At 45.5% G+C, this 19,768-nt stretch carries 15 protein-coding genes and 1 pseudogene; 7 read left to right on the top strand and 9 right to left on the bottom strand.

From position 1 onward, the window contains the following. Positions 1-1,329 (bottom strand): MFS transporter (locus QUA38_RS17445; RefSeq protein WP_333163835.1); only part of this gene is annotated, 1,329 nt, incomplete at its 3' end. 134 nt (positions 1,330-1,463) lie between these two features. After that, positions 1,464-4,022 (bottom strand): BsuBI/PstI family type II restriction endonuclease, encoded by a 2,559-nt coding sequence (locus QUA38_RS17440; RefSeq protein WP_333163832.1) that lies wholly within the window; start codon positions 4,020-4,022, stop codon positions 1,464-1,466. Between the two features lie 222 nt (positions 4,023-4,244). Between QUA38_RS17440 and QUA38_RS17435 the strand changes: the two genes are divergently transcribed. From QUA38_RS17435 to QUA38_RS17420, 4 genes and pseudogenes are all read left to right on the top strand, one after another. Next, positions 4,245-5,612, top strand: a complete 1,368-nt coding sequence (locus QUA38_RS17435) for an AAA family ATPase (RefSeq protein ID WP_333163829.1) — start codon at positions 4,245-4,247, stop codon at positions 5,610-5,612. After that, positions 5,605-6,387, top strand: a complete 783-nt coding sequence (locus tag QUA38_RS17430; protein ID WP_333163826.1) for a hypothetical protein — start codon at positions 5,605-5,607, stop codon at positions 6,385-6,387. Before QUA38_RS17435 ends, QUA38_RS17430 begins: the two co-directional genes overlap by 8 nt. 4 nt (positions 6,388-6,391) lie before the next feature. After that, positions 6,392-6,517 (top strand): annotated as a pseudogene (locus tag QUA38_RS17425) (alpha-E domain-containing protein); the annotation flags it as partial. Between the two features lie 131 nt (positions 6,518-6,648). Then, positions 6,649-8,238, top strand: coding sequence for a family 10 glycosylhydrolase (locus QUA38_RS17420; RefSeq protein WP_333163823.1), 1,590 nt, complete (start codon positions 6,649-6,651; stop codon positions 8,236-8,238). Positions 8,239-8,465: 227 nt separating this feature from the next. Here the strand turns inward: QUA38_RS17420 and QUA38_RS17415 are convergent, their stop codons facing one another. The 3 genes from QUA38_RS17415 to dusB form a co-directional block, all read right to left on the bottom strand. Then, on the bottom strand, positions 8,466-9,116 hold the full coding sequence (locus QUA38_RS17415; RefSeq protein WP_333163821.1) for an NAD(P)H-dependent oxidoreductase: 651 nt from the start codon (positions 9,114-9,116) through the stop codon (positions 8,466-8,468). 160 nt (positions 9,117-9,276) lie between these two features. Further along, on the bottom strand, positions 9,277-10,197 hold the full coding sequence (gene argF / locus QUA38_RS17410; RefSeq protein ID WP_333163819.1) for an ornithine carbamoyltransferase: 921 nt from the start codon (positions 10,195-10,197) through the stop codon (positions 9,277-9,279). Positions 10,198-10,296: 99 nt separating this feature from the next. Then, a complete protein-coding gene (gene dusB / locus QUA38_RS17405; protein ID WP_333163817.1) occupies positions 10,297-11,307 on the bottom strand; it encodes a tRNA dihydrouridine synthase DusB in 1,011 nt (336 codons plus the stop codon). 463 nt (positions 11,308-11,770) lie between these two features. Here dusB and QUA38_RS17400 point away from each other — a divergent pair, with 463 nt between their 5' ends. The 3 genes from QUA38_RS17400 to QUA38_RS17390 all read left to right on the top strand — a co-directional run bounded on the left by QUA38_RS17400 (position 11,771) and on the right by QUA38_RS17390 (position 15,625). Continuing rightward, complete coding sequence (locus QUA38_RS17400; protein WP_333163815.1) at positions 11,771-13,363, top strand: glucose-6-phosphate isomerase; 1,593 nt, start codon at positions 11,771-11,773, stop codon at positions 13,361-13,363. A 63-nt stretch (positions 13,364-13,426) separates the two neighbouring features. Further along, entirely contained in the window at positions 13,427-14,161 is a 735-nt protein-coding gene (locus QUA38_RS17395) for a response regulator transcription factor (protein ID WP_333163813.1), read from the top strand. A 63-nt stretch (positions 14,162-14,224) separates the two neighbouring features. Continuing rightward, a complete protein-coding gene (locus QUA38_RS17390) occupies positions 14,225-15,625 on the top strand; it encodes a hypothetical protein (RefSeq protein WP_333163809.1) in 1,401 nt (466 codons plus the stop codon). 1 nt (position 15,626) lies between these two features. Here QUA38_RS17390 and QUA38_RS17385 read toward each other — a convergent pair whose 3' ends face one another. The 4 genes from QUA38_RS17385 to murC all read right to left on the bottom strand — a co-directional run bounded on the left by QUA38_RS17385 (position 15,627) and on the right by murC (position 19,387). Continuing rightward, a complete protein-coding gene (locus tag QUA38_RS17385) occupies positions 15,627-16,130 on the bottom strand; it encodes a low molecular weight protein-tyrosine-phosphatase (protein WP_333163806.1) in 504 nt (167 codons plus the stop codon). 180 nt (positions 16,131-16,310) lie between these two features. Next, positions 16,311-16,661 carry a YbaB/EbfC family nucleoid-associated protein gene (locus QUA38_RS17380; protein WP_006634273.1) on the bottom strand — a complete coding sequence of 117 codons (351 nt, stop codon included), beginning with the start codon at positions 16,659-16,661 and terminating at the stop codon, positions 16,311-16,313. Between the two features lie 62 nt (positions 16,662-16,723). Next, positions 16,724-17,680: a UDP-N-acetylmuramate dehydrogenase gene (gene murB, locus QUA38_RS17375; protein WP_333163804.1), complete on the bottom strand. Its 957-nt coding sequence runs from the start codon at positions 17,678-17,680 to the stop codon at positions 16,724-16,726. A gap of 150 nt (positions 17,681-17,830) precedes the next feature. Continuing rightward, positions 17,831-19,387, bottom strand: coding sequence for a UDP-N-acetylmuramate--L-alanine ligase (murC, locus tag QUA38_RS17370; RefSeq protein WP_333163802.1), 1,557 nt, complete (start codon positions 19,385-19,387; stop codon positions 17,831-17,833). Between the last annotated feature and the right edge of the window lie 381 nt (positions 19,388-19,768).

Here is a 19,768-nt window from a genome sequence, read left to right as displayed (position 1 = left end):
TGCTAATTTTTTCTCATCTTCTAGGGGCAGAAAGAAAATCGTCAGCATACCGGGAATCACAGCCAGCGCGCTCATCAAGAAATAATTTTGATAGCCGAGATTCGCCTGCAAGTAGCCGCTAAAAACGCCCGGAATCAGCACTCCTGCGGCCATAAAAGCCGTTGTAATTGCATAGTGAGATGCTTCGTATTCAGGGCGGACAGTCCGCATCAAGAACACTGTATAGGCAGCTACGCCAAGTCCGTAAGTAAATTGCTCGATCGAGTTTACAGCATAAGCCCATTCAATCCCAGGTTGATTGATTGCCAACAGCCAATACAGCACGTTAGTTGAATTTTGCAGAATTGCCGTCGGCCACATCCATTTTTTCAATCCTTGTTTGGCAATCAAATAGCCGCCCAGCAACCCTCCTATTAACAGAAATATTACCCCGATCGTACCCGATAACAGACCCATGTCCGATGTAGAAACTGCTAATCCTCCTTTCTCCACTTTATCCATTAAAAATGGCGGAGCCATTTTAAACGTCAAGGCATCGCCTAACCTAAAAATCAAGACATAAGTAACAATCCAACCAATTTTATCTTGCTGAAAATATGTTTTAAATGCTTCGATAAAGCTTGTTGTTTGTTGGGGGGTGTCGGATTCCAGATCGTAATTTCGAGGATAGGGAAGATACCACCGGTGAAAGAGATATATCAGCACAAATATAATCGCACAAATGCCAAAGGCTGTCGCCCATCCGTAGTTAAGCGCAGACACGCTAAAATCGGAACCGAAAAGTGACAGCGGAATGTCTTGATATATTTTGGTGTCGCCTGTATTTCCGGTGACTAAATGCTGTTCGGCTAGTTTCCCGGCTAAGAAAACCAATACACCGCTACCGGCAATGACAGCACCTCTATAAGCCGTGTTGCGAACCCCGACAAACAAGGCTTGCTGGTCTTTATTGAGAGTGTTTAAATAAAATCCGTCAATGGCGATGTCGTGAGTAGCTGACACAAAGGCGATCGCCGTAAAGATAACAAGCGATATAATAATCGGTGCCGGCGTTAATACACCAAAAGCTAGGAAAGCAAACAGAAAAGCACATATGATTTCGGTTGCTAAAATCCATTTGCGTTTGGTGGAATACAAATCAACAACTGGCCCCCACAAACCTTTTAATACCCAAGGAAAAGACAAAAGACTTGTCAATCCGATGAGCTCGTTGCTGGTTCCCATACCTTTCAAAAAAATCACCGACATTAAATTAACGACGGTGTAAGGGAGACCTTGAGCAAAATACAATACTGATACCCACAATCCAGCGTTATGCTTTTTTTCCATTGCAGAGATATTTTACCTAGTTACTTATTTGATTTACTGAGTGCGATCGACAATTCCGGTCAATTAAACCGCTTGCATCAGAGTATATGTCATTCCGATGCCAGCGGCAGTCATATAAATAGTGTATTTTAGCATCATTCTGGCTCACAAATATTTTCATTTTTGGAATAAGCCTGCAAAAGATGTTGTCCGTTAAAATGAACCAGGTGAGTAGCGTCTTCTGCTACCCAGACATCAGTTTCCCAGGAAAGATCAGATAAATATTCCGCCATTGCCTTGCGGCTGAGGAAAGCTGTCACCATCACCAGAGGTACTGTCGAACTTCTAAAAAGATTCTCAAGCTCAGTTTTGCGTTTTGGATTAATCGGGCCGTGAGAAGTAACAGCTTCAATCAACACCAACCAGTTTTTTTCAGTGAAGTGAACAATTACATCTGGCATCTTACCGTGAGCATCGACTGTAACGCCTAATGCAGTTAGCGATGCTTCATTGAAATGAGCAAACTTCTCATCGGTATCTCCGACATAAAGTAGTCTGCCAGCAGGAGTAAAGCGCTCAGCAAACTCACTGACAATCTTTGATATTAAGACGTTATGAGCTCCAGGCGAAAGAGTTTTTACATCACCTTCGATTGTAATTGGAATTCGCGCCATTTCTCGCTCTTGTGCATATCGTTGCTTCAGCGTTTCGACGGAGGCGAGGTAAGCGCGAAGATTCTTGTCCCAGTCAGAACTGTCATAAGTTCGCAGCAGTTCCAAAGCACTTTCTTCTATCTGATATGCGGTTTTTGGACTGTTGACCGGACGTTCTGGCTTGTCAGGATTAACAACAATTAAACCTGCATCTAGAAACTGATGCACAGTCTGGCGACGCACAGTTTCCCGCGTATTTGGTGCATATTTTTTACTGTACTCCTGCTCCATAAATTCCATAATTGGTGTAATTCCCAGAAGTGGAGATTTTGCCAATTCCCAAGCATCCTTTGGCTTGAGGTCAAGCAAAGCCAGAAGGGTTAAGGCGGAACGTTCGTTAAGCTGACCTTTTGGAAAACCCAGTGCTGCAAGTATTTCTAGAGATTCATCAATACGATTCTTGATTGTCATTGGGCTATTTTCTAACGCATTGGTCGGGTTAAGCAGTTGTGTCTCGACAAGTTGATCGAGCTCCCGCTGTGTAGGAAATATTTCTCCTATTTGAGCGCCAAGTAAAAGTAATTGCTCTAGATTAGGATACTTCAAATTGCGTAAATCCGTAGCATTAACTTGAGTGTGTCCGTTGAACAGTCGGAAAAACGCATCTACCAAACTCGAATTTAGATAAACTGCCAATCCCCGCGCCAGGGTGAGGTCTAATCCGCGTCCCTGTTGGTGAAAGTAATTCAAATGGTTCTCAAAACCAACGCTAGAACTATTAATTTTAGTGGCATCCCAGACAACTGCAACAATTCGCTTTTTCTCTTCCTTTGAGGAGAAGCGCTTGCTCAAAACATAATGTTCGTTAGGTACGAGGAGTGCAGCAGTTTTTTCCGTGACAGCTAAAGCTTGATGCTTTCTCGTTGCTGTGGGATATTCAACACCGCCAGCCGAGAAGTGTGCGGGATAAATCAGCGGAACTGTACCGTTCTCAGGTTTTAGCCGCAAGTCAGAGCGAACACGAAAATCTACAACTTTTCCGGTAGAAACTGTTAAGCCTAATTCCTCTAGGGTGCAAGTAAATTGAGCCATTTGCTCGACTACTTTCTGGCTGACAGAATCCGGTAGAATCCGAATAAATTGCTCGGAATCATTGGGATTAATTAGGGCGGTATAGGGCAGTTGGTGAGACAAAACCAGGTCGTCGCCCACGCTGCTGCTTGAGGTAATTAGTACAGTATCTGGCTGTTCTATTTGTTTGGTGGCGCGCACAATGATAGTTTCTTGCAGCACCGCATCATCGCGAAATGGCAACTGTCGGGATTCAAAGATGTGTATTTGGCGTAAAGCCATCATTTGAAGGAATACTTTGCGGAAATCTCGAAAGTATAAACCGTTGCAAAAGCTGCGGGGAGTAATCGACACTAATTCACCGTTTGGTTTGAGCAGGTGAGCAGCAGCAACTGTGAATCCAGCGTAGAGATTGCTGGTTTCTAGTCCTATAGAACGCAGCAAGGTGCGGGCTTGGGATTTAGCGTCTATCTTGGCATAGGGAGGATTGATAATTGCATGGGTAAATTCCCGTTTTACTGGCTGTGTAAATAGATTTGGCTGCAACATATCGGCGCTGTCTTGAATAAAATCAATTTCGCGAACCTCACAGGTAAAAGATATCCCCAAACGCTTACATTCAATACTGCATAATTCTAAAGTTTGCTTGAGGTATTCAATCAAAATAAGGTCGATTTCATAAGCTGTAACGTGCAGGCTGTGCGGTTTGTTTGGGCGCTGACAAAGCTCGGAGACAACTGCGGCTAACAGCGAACCAATTCCTGCACCGGCATCTAAAAGCGATATATCGGGACAGTTAAATTCAAACATTCCCGCCATCAAACTGGCCACTGAGGAAGGTGTTAAAAATTGTCCTTTTTCTCCCCTCTGGCTTTGCTGCAACTTTCGGGTTGCTTCTTGGCGCCAGCCATCTACTCGATCGAGTAAATTGCTTGCTGTTGAGTAGCTGTTACCCGGAAGGGCTAGCGTTTGAAATTGCGGTGCTATCATTTGTTCAAAAAGTGCGTTAGCGAAGCCCTCGAAGAGGATCGCCTGTTCAGTGTATTTTCGCCCAAAATTGCACCGATGTGCAAAAATGTCAAGCGCACTAGAAAATATATAACTTATCCAAAAGTATGTTGACTGTTCATATAGCTAGATCCGGAGGTAGCTAACGATGACACAAACTGAAACCAAGCGTTATGATTTTACTTAAGTATCTAGGTCTAAATCATGACAACTATCAACTGGAATGAAGTTTTAGATAGTATTTCAGAGAATGCAGAAGAGCCAGAAGTCGAAGATAGATTTGTCAAACGCCTTCTAAATGCACTTGGATTCAGCTCTGATGAGTGGGTACAACAGTTTAAAACAGGGAAGGGTCCTGCTGATTTTGCGGCTCGCAAGAATCACGATGAGGATAAATTTTCAGTTGCTAAGATTAATCCATACTTAATCATTGAAGTTAAAGGGAGAGTATCAGGAAATGCCATCATTAACTTAGCAGAAGGTACTCCCGCGTACAAAAAAGCTAAAGAACAGATAACAGGTTATCTTCTTGCTCCTAAGTGCCAAACATCTCAATGGGGTATGATCACTAACTCAACAGATATCCAGCTATTCCGCAAACATGGTAAAATCGTCTTGCCTGCTACTGACTGCATGAGGATAACCAAAGATAATATTATTGAGATTATTACTAAAATTAAGAACTTGCTGGAAAACGCCCCCAAAGCTTTAACAATTTGCATCTATAATGATAAGGGAGGCGTGGGAAAAACTACAACGACAATCAACTTGGCTGCGATTCTTCGACAACAGCATAAAAAAGTGCTTGTTGTTGACTTCGATCCACAACAAGGAGATTTAACCGATTCATTAGGCTTACAGGAGGGAAAAGTCAAATTATCTGAGTGCCTGGTTGATGAAGCATTGAATGTCAAAGAAACTCTTCAAGCATTTAATCTGAAGGATAAAGCAGGTCTATTAGTTAAGGTATTTGATGTCATCCCATCTGATTTAGGATTATCGAAGTTCATGAGTTATGAGTATGAAGCACAAATTGAGAAAGGTTCAGCAAAGCTGCGAGATTTGCTTGAGATTTTTGTTCGTAATTATGATTACATCTTAATTGATGCACCTACGAACTGGACTTTTTTTAGTAAAAGCTGTGTGATAGCTTCTGATGTAATCCTCATGCCAACAGAACACAATAACTTTTCATCTTTAAAAAATGCTGCTAAAGTTATTAAAGAATTCTTGCCTGAAGTTAAGAAGCTTAGGCAGGACGGTGGCCCTATTGCCTTACCGATATTTTTCAATAAACATAAAGAAAGCGAGGCTTCAATCAAAAGAGCAAATGCAGAAATTAAAGCAATTCTTACACTGAAGAAAGGAGAGAATTATATTCTCGATTCTAAGTTGTTACCCTATTATTGGCCTAAGTCTATAAAAACGGTGATTGACACAACTATATTCAGTGTTCCAGAATATGAAGTTGTTTCAAGTGCAGCTTTTTCTCGAAAACCAGCGGTTTTTCAACACAAAAAAGCCGCTGAATATTACTTAAAATTAGCGAAGGAGTATTTTTTGTATGAGTAATTCTGAGAACATCGGTAAGTTAATGCACTTGAAGTTATCTAAAATTGAGTCAGCAGAACCCTGCTCTGAGTCAGAGTTTATCATTGCCGGAGCCGCCGAAGCCGTATTGCAAGCAGGTAACCGCAATTGGATTCCGATTATCGTTAAAGAAACAGGCGACTATCAATATCAAGTTGTGAGCAATCACTTTGTCTATGCTGTAGCTCAACAAGCCAAATTAGATTTAGTATGGTGTATTGTCATTGACCCAAAACCATCAAATATTGAACAAGCGAAGATTCTAGCGCGAGAAGCAAATCCCCAAGTCAATCTGAGTACAGCATCAAAAGATACTATTATAGCTGTACTTAAATACTTAGTTAAAGAGCATAATTGGAAGAATGTAAAACCCGTTGAAACTGCCAATAAAATTGTAGATTCTAACCGCGAGCAATGGTCAGATTTCACCCCCCTGACTAAGTTACAATGTGGTTTGACTAAGGCGAGATTAGATTTTATTGCTAAAGTATTTTCTATATCACCGCCACCGCCGCCGCCTCCTCCTCCTCAAGCAGTCAGCGTGAAACGTGCATCTAGAGATGAAATTTTTGACCGTCTCAACTATTTATTAACTAATAAAATAGGAGGCTTTGAAACTATCGATCCTGAAAAAACAGCCGATGCTATCTTCACCGCGAATAAAGGCAAGTGGAAAACCCTCAGTCCAATTTCCAAACTTGAATGCGGCATTGATACAGCAAAAATGAAAATCATTAAAACCGTATTTAGCCTGTAAAACAATGTTAAGTGGTGTAGCGGATTCAATTTACTGGCTCAACCGCTATATTGAAATATCGGAAAATATCGCTTATTTTGCCGAGGTCAATTTTAATCTCATTCTCAACTCTCCCAGCCGTATTACTCAACTATTTACTTATTTGCCCACTTAATGTACCATTGTGCGAAAATATCAAGCGGACGCTCAAACCAAAAGTCCGTAAAGGACTGTTAAACGCTCTCTCACACATTTCTGATGCGAAATACCAAAACATTCTTTTTGTCAAGCTTGTTCCTGATTGGCTTAACAATTAGTTTTCTGCTGACTCCTGGTTGGTTCTCCAACTTCCCATCGCGCGCGATCGCAACTATGCCCCCGCAAACCCAAACCGCCGAATTTCGCGCATTCTGGGTGGACGCTTTCAACCCCGGCTTCAAAACCCCTCAAGAAGTCACAAAATTGATCGCAGACGCGCAGCGGGCAAATGCCAACGCGATCGTCGCCCAAGTCCGCCGCCGCGGCGATGCTTTTTACACGAGTGCGATCGAACCCCGCACCCTCGATCCCAACGTTCCGGCGGGTTTCGATCCACTGCAAGATGTGATTGACAAAGCCCACGCCGCAGGCATTGAAGTATACGCTTGGATGGTGACGCTGCCAGTGGTTTCGGGCAGCAAACTTCCCGCCGGTCACGTTTGGCAACAACACGGGCCTTCGGCCCCAGGAAATGACAATTGGGCGATGCTGACTTCGAGCGGGGAATCACCCGGTTTCCTCGATCCCGGCCATCCAGACGCCGTAGATTATACTGTTTCCGTCTATTTGGACTTGCTCAAGCGCTACGATGTGGACGGCGTACAGTTGGATTACGTGCGCTACGGCGGGCCGACTTGGGGCTACAATCCGACTGCGATCGCCCGTTTCAATCAGCAAACAGGTCGATCGGGCAAACCCGCACCCACCGATCCCGCCTGGATGCAGTGGCGGCGCGAACAGGTGACAAATTTAGTGCGGAAGCTTTATGTAGAAAGCCTTGCGATTAAACCGCGCGTTAAAATTACTGCCGCCACGATCGCCTGGGGAGACGGCCCAACAAACGATGCAGGGTGGTATCAAACGCAGCCTTACAAAGAAGTATTGCAAGACTGGCGCGGTTGGCTGGAAGAAGGGATCGTAGACATGGCGATGCCGATGACTTACCAGCGCGAGTACAAACGATCGCAAAAACTCGCTTATGACCACTGGATCGAGTACGCCAAAGACCACCAGTACAACCGCCAAATTGCGATCGGCCCCGGCAATTACCTCAACTACATCGAAGATACCTTAGCGCAGGTTCGCCGCGCCGAAGATCCCTCTGCAAAAGGAAATCGCGTAGCCGGTACGGTGCTGTATTCCTACGCTAGCAGCAACGTGTACACGAATGTGGAACTGCGAGCGGGCGGTAGCGGTGATTTGCCCCGCCAGCCTTGGAAATACGTTCCCCAAAGCAACGATTTGTTTTACACCGCGCTTTCGCAGCCGAGTCAATACGTTGATGCTGCGACGGGCAAAACCTATGAAACTCAGCCTGTGTGGCCGACAGCAGCAGCGGTTCCCGATATGCCTTGGAAGTCGCGGCCGACAGCAGGTGCGATCGCCGGAAATTTGCAGCGGTGCGCTCAAACTTGCGACGGTGCAAGCTTGACATTGCAGTCGATCGATGCCGCTGGCAAAGTGCGTCAACTGCGGGCGGATGGTAAAGGATGGTTTGGGGCGATCGAGCTTTCTCCGGGAACTTATCAGTTGAAAGTTGATGGAAGTCAAATTCAACAAACTGTTAATGTTCTCGCAGGTGAAGTCACAAAAGTGAATTTCGGAGCCTCTTAATATCTTTTTAGGGTGCACCGAGGGCACTATTGCGATCGACTTACAGCGTATCCCGGATTTATAGAACCCATTTAGAATCTTTTTGTTGTCTCACAAGCCTTTGAGGTATCTAGGTTGTATCTGGTTTGATGCCTGTTAGCTTAAAGTCCTGACTCTGGTATTAAATCCTCTGGTAAAACGATCCCCTCAAAACCATATAGTTCGCTCAAGAAGATACCAAATGGGTTCTATAAAGTTTCTAAGATTTCTGACTTAGGGAATCTTACTTTTGCGAGTGAAGCATACTTATCTGCTTCAGAGCGATAGCCAGCCGCACAAGCTACGACGGTAGTAAAGCCTTTTGCAGAAAGACCCAACACGCGATCGTAATTGACAGGTTCAATTCCTTCCATTGGACAGGTGTCAACACCAAGCAATGCAGCACTGGTCATAAAGTTGCCCAGTGCAATATAAGTTTGGCGCGTTGACCAGTCATTGATATTAAAACTGCGGCCACCATCAACCAAGTCACTGACGATTAGACTCCGATATCCTGCCATTGCCTCTACAGTCCCGCCCCGCAGCTCGACAGTGCGAGCCATAAAGCGATCGACATCCTCGGCAGTGAGATTCTTTTTAATCGCGAACACGACATAATGAGAGCAATCAGTAACCTGTGACTGATTCCAGGAGAGGGGCTTGAGCTGTTCTCTAAGTTCCGAGCTGGTAATAATCAGAAATTTCCAAGGTTGAAGCCCATAAGAAGATGGTGTTAACACTAACGCATCTTCTAAAGCTGTCCAGATTTCTGGAGCAATTGTTTTGGTTGGATCGAACTGTTTGGTGGCATATCGCCATTTGAGATTTTCGAGTAAGTCTGTCGTAGTGATGTGATTCATTTCTTTTACTTAAGAGATTGCAATTAATCATGGTTGAAACGGATAATTACAGGCTGGTTGCAAATAATCCTGGTTCAAATGAAATGATAACGGAAGCGGTCTGCAAGAAGTAGCGAGCAGGTCGATTTGATCCCCCGACAGACTAATTTTTAGCTAATTCCTAATCGCTTTCCAGAATGCTTGCGAGTAAAGCTTGCTGAGCGTGCATCCGATTTTCTGCCTGATCCCAAACGCGCGATTGACTGCCTTCAATCACTGCATCGGTAATCTCTTCATCCCGGTGTGCGGGCAAACAGTGCAATACAATTGCATTCTTATCTGCTAACTTCAGCAATTGTTCATTCACCTGATAGGGTTCAAACAAAGGAATCCTGATTTTTGCTTCCTCTTCCTGTCCCATACTCGCCCAAACATCAGTATAAATCACTTGAGCATTCTTAGCAGCAGCTTCCGCATCAGCAGTCACAGTAACTTCTGTTTTTCCCTGAGCAATTGCCTTAGCTTTTTCCACAATCTCAATATTCGGGCAGAAATCTTCAGGACAAGCAATTCTGACATTTATCCCGGTCATTGCACAGCCCAACATCAGCGAATTTGCCATGTTGTTACCGTCGCCAAAATAAGTCAGCGTCAATCCTTCTAGCTTGCCAAAACACTCTTTTACTGTCATTAAATCCGCCAGCACTTGACATGGATGTTCGTCATCTGTCAGTGCATTAATTACAGGAATTTTCGCATAGTTGGCAAAAGTAACTAAATCCTTTTGCTCGAAAGTCCGAATCGCCAAAATGTCTAAATATCTGTCTAAAACCCTGGCTGTATCTACCAAAGGTTCGCCGCGGCTGACTTGTGTAACGTTGGGATTGAGGTCAATCACTTGCCCTCCCAATTTATACATTGCCACCGTAAAACTTACCCGCGTTCGCGTTGAAGCTTTGGAAAATAACAAGCCGAGAACTTTATTGCGTTTCAGCTTGACCATTCCCGATTTTAAACTGGCTGCTAGATCTAGCAAATAATTTAATTCGTCAATGCTTAAATCTGCCAGACTTAATAAATCTCGCCCTTTTAAGGAATCCATGCTTTCCCCCACACACAAATTTTTAACTGTGTCTTAAATCTTAGCCCGCAGAGGTGAATTTTGTTTCTGTAACCCCTAGTTGACATATGCGGGTAAGGTTTATGCGGGCAATTGCTCGATCGCGCGATCGATCGAATCGCAACCTTGTTCAACGGTTTCTACCACAGCCAACACGCCCCGCAATTCCCCAGCGCCCGGGAAACCCTTAGCATACCAGGTTAAGTGCTTGCGTGCTTGGCAGACACCGCTTTCACCTTTATATTCCCACAAAGCCCGCAAATGTTCTTTAGCACATTCGAGACGTTCAATTGGTGTCGGAGGTATCTTTTCTTGACCAGTTTTCAAGAAATAATCAACCTCTCCCACCAAAAAAGGATAGCCCAAAGTTCCCCGCGAACACATCACTCCATCTGCGCCGGTTTCTTCCAGACATCGCATCGCTGCTTCCACTGAAAAAATATCCCCGTTAGCAATAACTGGAATCGATAAAACTTCTTTCACTCGACGAATCCACTCCCATTTTGCCGGGCCGGTGTAACCTTGCGATCGAGTGCGGCCGTGCACGGTAATCATTTTTGCTCCCGCATCTTCCATCCGCTTCGCAAATTCCAAAATATTAATTTCTTTGTCCGTCCAACCAATCCTAGTTTTAACGGTGACAGGAACATCTACCGCTTCCACAACCGCCCGCACAATTGCCTCGGCAGTTTCCGGATCTCGCAGCAGGGAAGAACCGCCGCCGTTTTTAGTAATTTTGTTAACCGGACAGCCCATATTAATATCAACAGTATCCGCTCCTTCTGCCACTGCTTTCTGCGCCGCTTCTGCCAAGAAATCCGGCCGGCAGTCAAACAATTGAATGCTAATCGGGCGCTCGTTAGGGTCAACTTCCATAATTCTCGGCAGTTGCTTCACGTAGTGCAAACCCGTAGCGTTCACCATTTCCGTGTACATCATCGAATCCGGCGCGTAGCGGCGCACCAGGCGGCGAAATACCAAATCGGTAACGCCGGATAAGGGCGATTGCAGGACACGGCTTTTAACTTCAAAATCGCCGATTTTGAGCGGAGTTGATAATTTTTCTTTTAATTCGGGAGAGAGAGTAAGCATAGTCGATCGCACTTTAATTCTAATATCTGTATATTATACTACACTTCAGATAGTTGACAGTTGTTAACTATATTTTTAGTCGATTATTGAGTGACAGCTAAAAGTATATTTAACCTGACCGCAATGCCTATTTTACACATCCCGATCGCCAGAATTTGAATATTGTTAAACCCTGGCCCAAACGCCAACGCCGACCACACTTAAATATCTGTGCCGCTTCGATCTATCTATGGGGTGTGACCATTAATGAGGGATCTACCTACTAAGAGTGTTGCCCAAGTCATATTTTTATTGTTTAATTCTGCCGAATGCTCTGCCTGCCTTCGGCTCCGGCTATGTTCAGACGACTAATGGTTAAATTTATTGGGATTGTGCAAAAGCCGTACATCAGATCGTTTTAAACTACAATTGGTGGATTCCTGACGACGCCGATCGAACATTAAAAAAATTGTAGAGAATTCCTATGGACGCCGCAGCACTCTGGCAACGCTATCAAGACTGGCTTTACTATAACGAGGGATTGGGACTTTACCTCGATATCAGCCTCATGGGATTCGACGACGCTTTCGCAGCAGCACTGAAGCCCAAATTTGACAAAGCTTTCAAAGACATGGCAGCTTTAGAAGCAGGTGCGATCGCCAATCCCGACGAAAACCGCATGGTGGGCCACTACTGGCTGCGAAACCCCGATTTAGCTCCCACTCCAGAATTAAAACAAGAAATTGTCGAAGGCATAGCACAAGTCGAAACATTTGTCAAAAAAGTTCAAAACCGCGATATTAAACCGCCTTTTGCTCCGCAATTTACCGACATAATTTCGATCGGCATCGGTGGTTCCGCCCTAGGCCCCCAATTTGTCGCCGAAGCTTTATCCCCAGACATTCCGCCCCTAGCAATTCATTTTATCGACAACACAGATCCCGCTGGGATCGATCGCATCCTTAACAAAATCAAAGACAAACTCGCCAGCACCCTAGTAATTACTATCTCCAAATCCGGCGGCACCCCCGAACCCCGCAACGGCATGATCGAAGTTCAAAAAGCCTTCGCCGCTCAAAAACTCGACTTCGCCAAACAGGCAGTTGCCATCACTGGAACAGACAGCAAACTAGACAAATTAGCCAAATCCGAAGGCTGGATTGCCAGCTTCCCGATGGCCGACTGGGTGGGAGGACGCACTTCGGAACTCTCAGCAGTAGGACTTTTGCCAGCAGCTTTGCAAGGCATCGACATTCGGGCGATGCTCGAAGGCGCTAAAGTTATGGACGAAGCTACCAGAATTCCCGACATTAAAAATAATCCCGCCGCCCTTTTAGCGATGAGTTGGTATTTTGCCTGCAACGGACGCGGCGAAAAAGACATGGTAGTTTTGCCGTATAAAGATTCACTGCTATTGTTCAGCCGCTACTTGCAGCAATTAGTCATGGAATCGATCGGCAAACAGGAAGATTTAGACGGCAATACAGTTCATCAAGGAATCGCAGTTTACGGCAACAAAGGCAGCACCGACCAACACGCCTACGTCCAGCAACTGCGAGACGGCGTGCCGAATTTCTTCCTAACATTTATCGAAGTGTTGGAAGACAGGCAAGGCATTTCCCCTGAAGTAGAAACCGGCGTCACTTCGGGAGATTATTTGTCTGGTTTGTTGCAGGGAACTCGACAAGCTTTGTACGAAAATCACCGAGATTCAATTACTGTCACAATCCCCCAAGTCAACTCTCGGACAGTAGGAGCATTAATCGCCCTCTACGAAAGAGCCGTAGGTTTTTACGGTTCCTTGGTGAATGTCAATGCTTATCACCAACCGGGCGTCGAAGCAGGCAAAAAAGCGGCCGCTGCTGTATTGGACTTGCAGCAACGGGTACTGCAAGTGCTCAAAGACGCCCAAAAACCTCTGTCTGTAGCAGAACTAGCCAAAAAAGCAGGAAGACCAGAGCAAATCGAGACAATTTACAAAACTCTGCGGCATTTGGCAGCCAACGGGCGCGGCGTAGCTTTGGAGGGCAAATTAGGACAACCGGCTACTTTAACTGCAAGTTATCAAGAGAATTAAACAGTAGAATTAAACATTAAAAGTGAAATTCGTCACTTTTAATGTTTAATTTTTAATTCCCCCATGCCATTAACGATTCTGGTTGCTGACGACGATTTCGCGACTCGCTTGTCAATTACTGATTATCTAGAAATTACCGGATACTCTGTAATCGCTGCTGAGAACGGCAAAGAAGCTTTAGGCCTGGTAGATGAATTTCAGCCCCACTTGATTGTTACCGACATTACAATGCCTGAGATGGATGGCTACGAATTTGTGCGGCGAGTTCGGACTCGTCCCGCTTTCCGCTTGCTGCCGGTGATTTTTTTGACGGAACGCACGAGCACGCAAGAACGGATTCGCGGCTATCAGATGGGGTGCGACAATTATCTGGCTAAGCCTTTTGAACTCCAGGAATTGGGGGCGGTTATTCGCTCTTTGCTCGATCGCTACGCTCTAATCGCTCAGGCCCCCTCTCGTTCCCCGGAACCCGAACCGACGCCAACAGAGGCACCCAGCAGAGGCAATGACAAGTCAGAAGCAGATTTTTTAACTCCAAAGTCAAACACAGGCGATTACCTACGGGATAGCTCCGCTTCACGGGCATCTCCCAGCCAAAATGCTCCGACTTTGACTCAGCGAGAGCGACAAGTGCTAGATTTGCTGACAGAAGGTCTTTCTAATATTCAAATAGGTTCCAGGCTCCACCTCAGCCCTCGAACTATCGAAAAGCATGTCAGCAGCTTGTTCAGAAAAACTGAAAGCAACAACCGAGCAGAACTCGTTCGCTTTGCGATGGAACACCATTTAGTCAGATAACCGCCAACGCGATCGGGCAAGAAAATTACCTGCACTTACTTACCACACTCAATAAATAGCATCATGGTCAACAATTACTTAAAAAATCAGAAAATTTTATATGCAGCAGCATTAGCAGCTTCCATAATTTTCTGTATTGCGATGACATCAATGGGAATCACCAAGTATTACAGCGTTTTACAGGGTGGAAACAACTATAACGATTTCCCTACCAGCGGTTTCAGCCTCATCCGACTTATAATTAACGGTTCCTACTTGATAGCAACAGTTACATATATTATCTGGTTAATTCAAAAAAAGCAGACAAGTTCCAACTTTCTAGACATTTGCAAGTATGCAATCCCCTTTCTGGCAGTTGCCCTCATAGCTTATCCCCAAAGCAATGACATTTATATGTACTTGCATTACGGAGCGATGAGCTTACATAAAATTAATCCTTATCTGAATAATCCCGATACCTTAATTTCTAACGTATCTCCCTTCCTCCACTGGGGGCAAACTTCTACCTACGGCCCCGTTTCTTTATTCTTTTTTGCCCTATCAGCACTTAGTGTACCAATTAGCCCTTTACTAGCAGTTTATATTTTTAAAATAATCTGCGTGTTGGTACACACGCTCAATGCCTACTTAATTTGGCGCTTGCTAGCAAATTCTGAAAACCGTAACCTCATCACACTGGCTTATTTAGTCAATCCCATGCTATTGAACGAGCAAATAGCTAATGCTCACCTTGACGTTCTTCTTGCCAATACATTGATCGTTTTAATAGGATGTATTTATTACCAACGTTATGTTTTTGCAATTTTGGCAATTTGGGTAGGTTTTTTAGTAAAAACCTTACCTATAATTTGGTTGCCATTAGTTTTTGCTTTCCTCTGCAAGCAACGTCGGTGGAGAGATTTAGCAGCATCAGTCTTACTTTCTTTATTATTTGTGGCGGTCATAACTTATACATTTATGCCAACAGTTTCAGCTTGGAGAAGTCTTTTAAATCCGGGAACCGCCGGAGCGACCGCTCGATCTTTTCACCATGCAATCAATTTATTTCTGAATTTTTTGCCCAATGTAAGTGTTGAAACTAGGGAAAGTATTCTATCGTCCCTCAAATATTTTGCGTACTTAAGCTGGATTATTTACTATGCAGGGAGGTTAATTAAATCATTATTCCGCAAAAAAGATTCGGAAATTAATTTAGTATCAGATATTGGATGGACAACTCTGACTTTGTTTTTGTTTGCTACACCTTGGCTAATGCCTTGGTATCCATCTATTTTGTTGCCAATTGCTGCTTTGAGTATCAATTATCCCCATTTTGTATTGACAAGTTTAACTTTTTCTTTGTCACCCAGTCTCATTTTGGGAGGGGGAGCGGGAACAACTGTGATATCCCTAGTTACGAGTTTTGTTAGCGTTGTCCCCCCTACAGCATTGCTAATATTCGGGCGGAAAAAGGCACTTTTTTAATTTAAATTGATTGCTGACCGCCAACTGTTAATTTTTTCAGACTGACAACGTACTCTAACAAACCCTCGGAAGCGTCCAGCAGCAAATCAATTACTCTATCAAATCCCTCCGGGCCACCGTAGTAAGGATCTGGCACTTCTTTAAGGTCGTATTTCTGGCAAAAATCGCACATCAGTCGCACTTTATCTTTATACTTTCCAGCCGCATCCAGGGCAAGAATATTGCGATAATTTTCTCGATCCATGGCCAGAATCAAATCAAAATTTTCAAAATCTTTCCTGGTAAATTGGCGGGCTTCGCCTAGCAATTCAATGTCTCGCTTCCTCGCCGCCAATGCCATCCGCCTGTCAGGGGGGCTGCCAATGTGATAGCTAGCAGTTCCAGCCGAATCGCAGGTGATACGATCGCTCAAACCAGCTTGTTCAATTAAGTGATTCGTAATATTTTCTGCTGAGGGCGATCGGCAGATGTTCCCGAGGCAGACAAACAATAATTTATAAGACATTTAATTGATAATTAGTAATTAGTAGTTTTTAATGGGAAGGAAGAAAGAAAATTTTTCCTTTCCCCTTTTTCCCAACGTTTTGTGCTTCAGAGAAATCAATCAGTCATTAGCTATAGAGCCCTTTTTAAACACAGATAGCTAACAACTAATGACTAATGACTGATGACTAACGACTGATGACTAACCGAAACCGGGGAGATTTAGTCCACCGGTGAGTTCTTCCATTTTCTCCCGCATCGTCATCGTAGACTTAGCGTAAGCATCCTGCATCGCCACCGTGACGAGTTCAGAAACCACATCAGCACCTTCACCGAGGGCATCCGGTGAGATTTCCACGCGGCGGGGTTCTTGGTTGCCGCTGAGAAAAACCTTGACCAAGCCACCGCCGGCTGTTCCCTCAATTTCCATTACATCCAACTCTTCTTGGAGCTTTTTAGCTCCTTCTTGAACCTGCTGAGCTTTTTTGAAAGCTTCAGTCAGTTCTTTCATTTTGCCCAGGCCGAAGCCAAATCCTTGTCCTGATTTTGTCATAACTACTTTGTGATGGTGTGTGGGCTGGCAGTCTGCCGTTTCCGTATTTCTTCAATGATGCCTTAGAAGGGAAACTCTCCCAGTATTCTAACTTCTGGCTCCAACAACAGCGACCACCGCTGCTCGACTTGCTGTTGAACGTGGCGGATCACTTGAAAAATATCATTGGCCGTTGCCGACCCGCAGTTAAGAATAAAATTAGCATGGCGCTGAGCCACTTGTGCGCCGCCGATCTGATATCCCTTCAGTCCCGCTTGTTCGATGAACCAACCTGCCGTCTTGGGGCCGGGGTTGCGGAAGACTGAGCCACAGCTCGGTAAGTGATAAGGTTGAGTTGTCCGCCGCTGGCTGAAATGGTCATTAGTTTCTGCCATTACTTGCGATCGATCGAATCCCGGCTGCAACTGGAAAGTCGCTTCAGTCACCAGCCGATCGCCCCCTTGCAGCACCGAAGTCCGGTAGCGGTACTCCAACTCTTGGGGAGTCAGAATTTCCACCTTGCCACCAGGGGATAGGACGCGAGCGTTGACCAAAATATCAGCAGTACAGCCTCTGTGAGCGCCTGCATTCATCACCACAGCCCCTCCCACTGTACCCGGTATGCCGACTGCCCATTCTAGACCTTTCCAGCCCCGTTTAGCGGCCAACCAAGCGAGCCGGGGAATTGACTCCCCCGCCCCCGCTGTAACTTGACCTGTTTCTGGATTAAAATTCACCTGTTTCAGGTAGCGAGTGCCGACGACCAAACCGGACAAACCCCGATCGCTCACCAACAAATTAGAACCTGCACCCAGCAGAGTCACCGCCATCCCTTCAGAGTCAGCCCAGGCAAAACTCGCTTGCAAAGCCTCCATAGTGCGGGGAGCAACGTACCACTCGGCCGGGCCACCGACTCGGAAGGAAGTCAGGCCCGCCAGCGAAACTTGGGAGTTAATCTTGCAATCAGTTCCCCGCAAAGAAATAGGAGAATACACTCGCCGATTGTCCTTAACAGAGGAGTCATTCGAGATAGTCACCATCTTGAAAATCCTTAAAAATACCTTCGCTCGAAGACGTGGTTGAAAATCCATTTAGCTAACTTATGTCGCCCCTTTGAGCGAGCCGCCCGACAGAAGTTTCGGCACAACGTGCAACGCCATAATGTCGATCGACTCTACTCAGTTCGGGAGCTAATCGGGGCGATCGGCTTGTTGATAAAAAGCCATAACCTCTGGAATAATCTGATTCAGATTACCAGCGCCCAAAAACAGAGCCAAATCCCCCGGTTGCAGATTTTGGGTTAAAAACTGAGTGACTGACTCCAGGGAAGGCGCAAACTCAACCTCTCGGCCTTCTTTAGCAATCAAATCAGCAACCTGCTGCCCGCTAATCTCTCCTAAATTCGGTTCCCCAGCACTATAAATATCGCAAGCCACAACCAAATCAGCATCCCCAAAAGATTGAGCAAATTCTGGCAAAAATGTCAGAGTCCGGCTGTAACGGTGGGGTTGAAAAATTGCAACCACTCTTCGGGATTTGGGATTTTTTTCGCTACCTTCGATACGCAAGCGAGCCGCCGCCAAGGTAACGCGAATTTCGCTAGGATGGTGGGCGTAGTCGTCCACAAACAGGATGTCATTGTGAAAACCCCGCACCTCAAAACGGCGGCGAGCTCCTTCAAAGCCAGCAATCGCTTTGGCAATCGCCGAAAACTCTAACCCCAACAATCGGCCTACTGCTACCGCAGCTAGTGCATTGCTGAGATTGTGTGTGCCTAGCAACTTCAACTCCATTTCCCCCAGGAAAGCTCCTCGCTCCCAAATCCGGGCCTTGGTGCTTTCGGCTCCGTACTCAACGCCCGAAGCCGTATAGTCAGCACCGCTGTCCGGCTGCAAGCTATAACTGACATCAGGCTGAAGGCAGTCTTTGACGATTTGGTCGTCAATGCAGCCCACCAAGGTTTGACAGTTTTGGGCAAACACCTTAAATGTGTCTATTACCTGGTCCAGGGTATCGTAATGGTCTGGATGATCCAGTTCCACATTCGTCACTATGCCTATTTTGGCTACCAGCTTAACGAGAGAACCGTCGGATTCATCAGCCTCGGCCACTAAGTAGGGGCCTTCCCCCAAACGGGCATTGCCTTCCCAAGCATTTACCTCGCCTCCTACTACGATCGTCGGGTCTAGACCTGCAGCCATCAGCATGAAGCCGATTAAGCTGCTAGTAGTAGTTTTGCCGTGAGTCCCGGCTACGGCTATGCTTTGGTAATCTTGAATTAACGCTGCCAACACATCCGATCGATGAAAAATCGGACAGCCCAAATCTAAAGCAGCTCGATATTCGGCATTTGCTGGGTGAATAGCCGTCGAACATACTACTTGAGGCAATCCCGGAATTGCTTGGGCGCTTGAACCGTTGCCGTTCAATTGGGGAGCTTTGGCTGTCGCGACAGAAGTCCCTACCGTACCCGCAACTGCCGAGGATACGGCCCTTTCCTGTTGCCCCCGGTCGGGACTACTACCGTTAAGAACCGTTTGAAATAGTTCAAAATTGCTGGCGTCTTGACTCCAAAAAATATGAGCTCCCATTCCTTGCAAGCGCTCGGTTATGTGACTCGATTTAATGTCGGAGCCGTACACAGGCAACTTGCGTTTAGCTAGAATGTAGGCTAGGGCTGACATCCCAATCCCACCAATGCCGATGAAATGAAATGGTCTACCGCTGAAATCAACAGAACTCGGCATCTTCGCTCCTCACACACCACACCACGCCAATAACACGCGATATCATATCAAGAATTGTTTTTTCAGGATACAGTTCGCTAGAGATTTTGTACAAAATTCTCTGCGCGTCCCTAGATTTGCGGGACTTGTAGAGATGTTTGTCTTGTATCCTATATGACTTAGTACCGAGTAGTTTTCCGGAACAGTCACAGCTCGAAAATAGCAGGTAACAGAAAACGGGGTCTGGGGTCTGGCCCAACAGACTAATTTTGGGTGCTTGCATACTCCTGCATTCTTTCTATTTCTATCCGCCTGCTGTGCTCGGATACGGCAGCAAAAGCCCCACAACCTTTTTACCAAGATTGAGGGTAAAACCCATAAGGATTTACAAACACTACCACG

The sequence above is a fragment of the Microcoleus sp. Pol12B4 genome, from assembly GCF_036701385.1.
Lineage (GTDB): Bacteria > Cyanobacteriota > Cyanobacteriia > Cyanobacteriales > Microcoleaceae > Microcoleus.
Note: the sequence above shows the minus strand (reverse complement) of the source record. Positions and strands in the feature narration are given on the sequence as shown.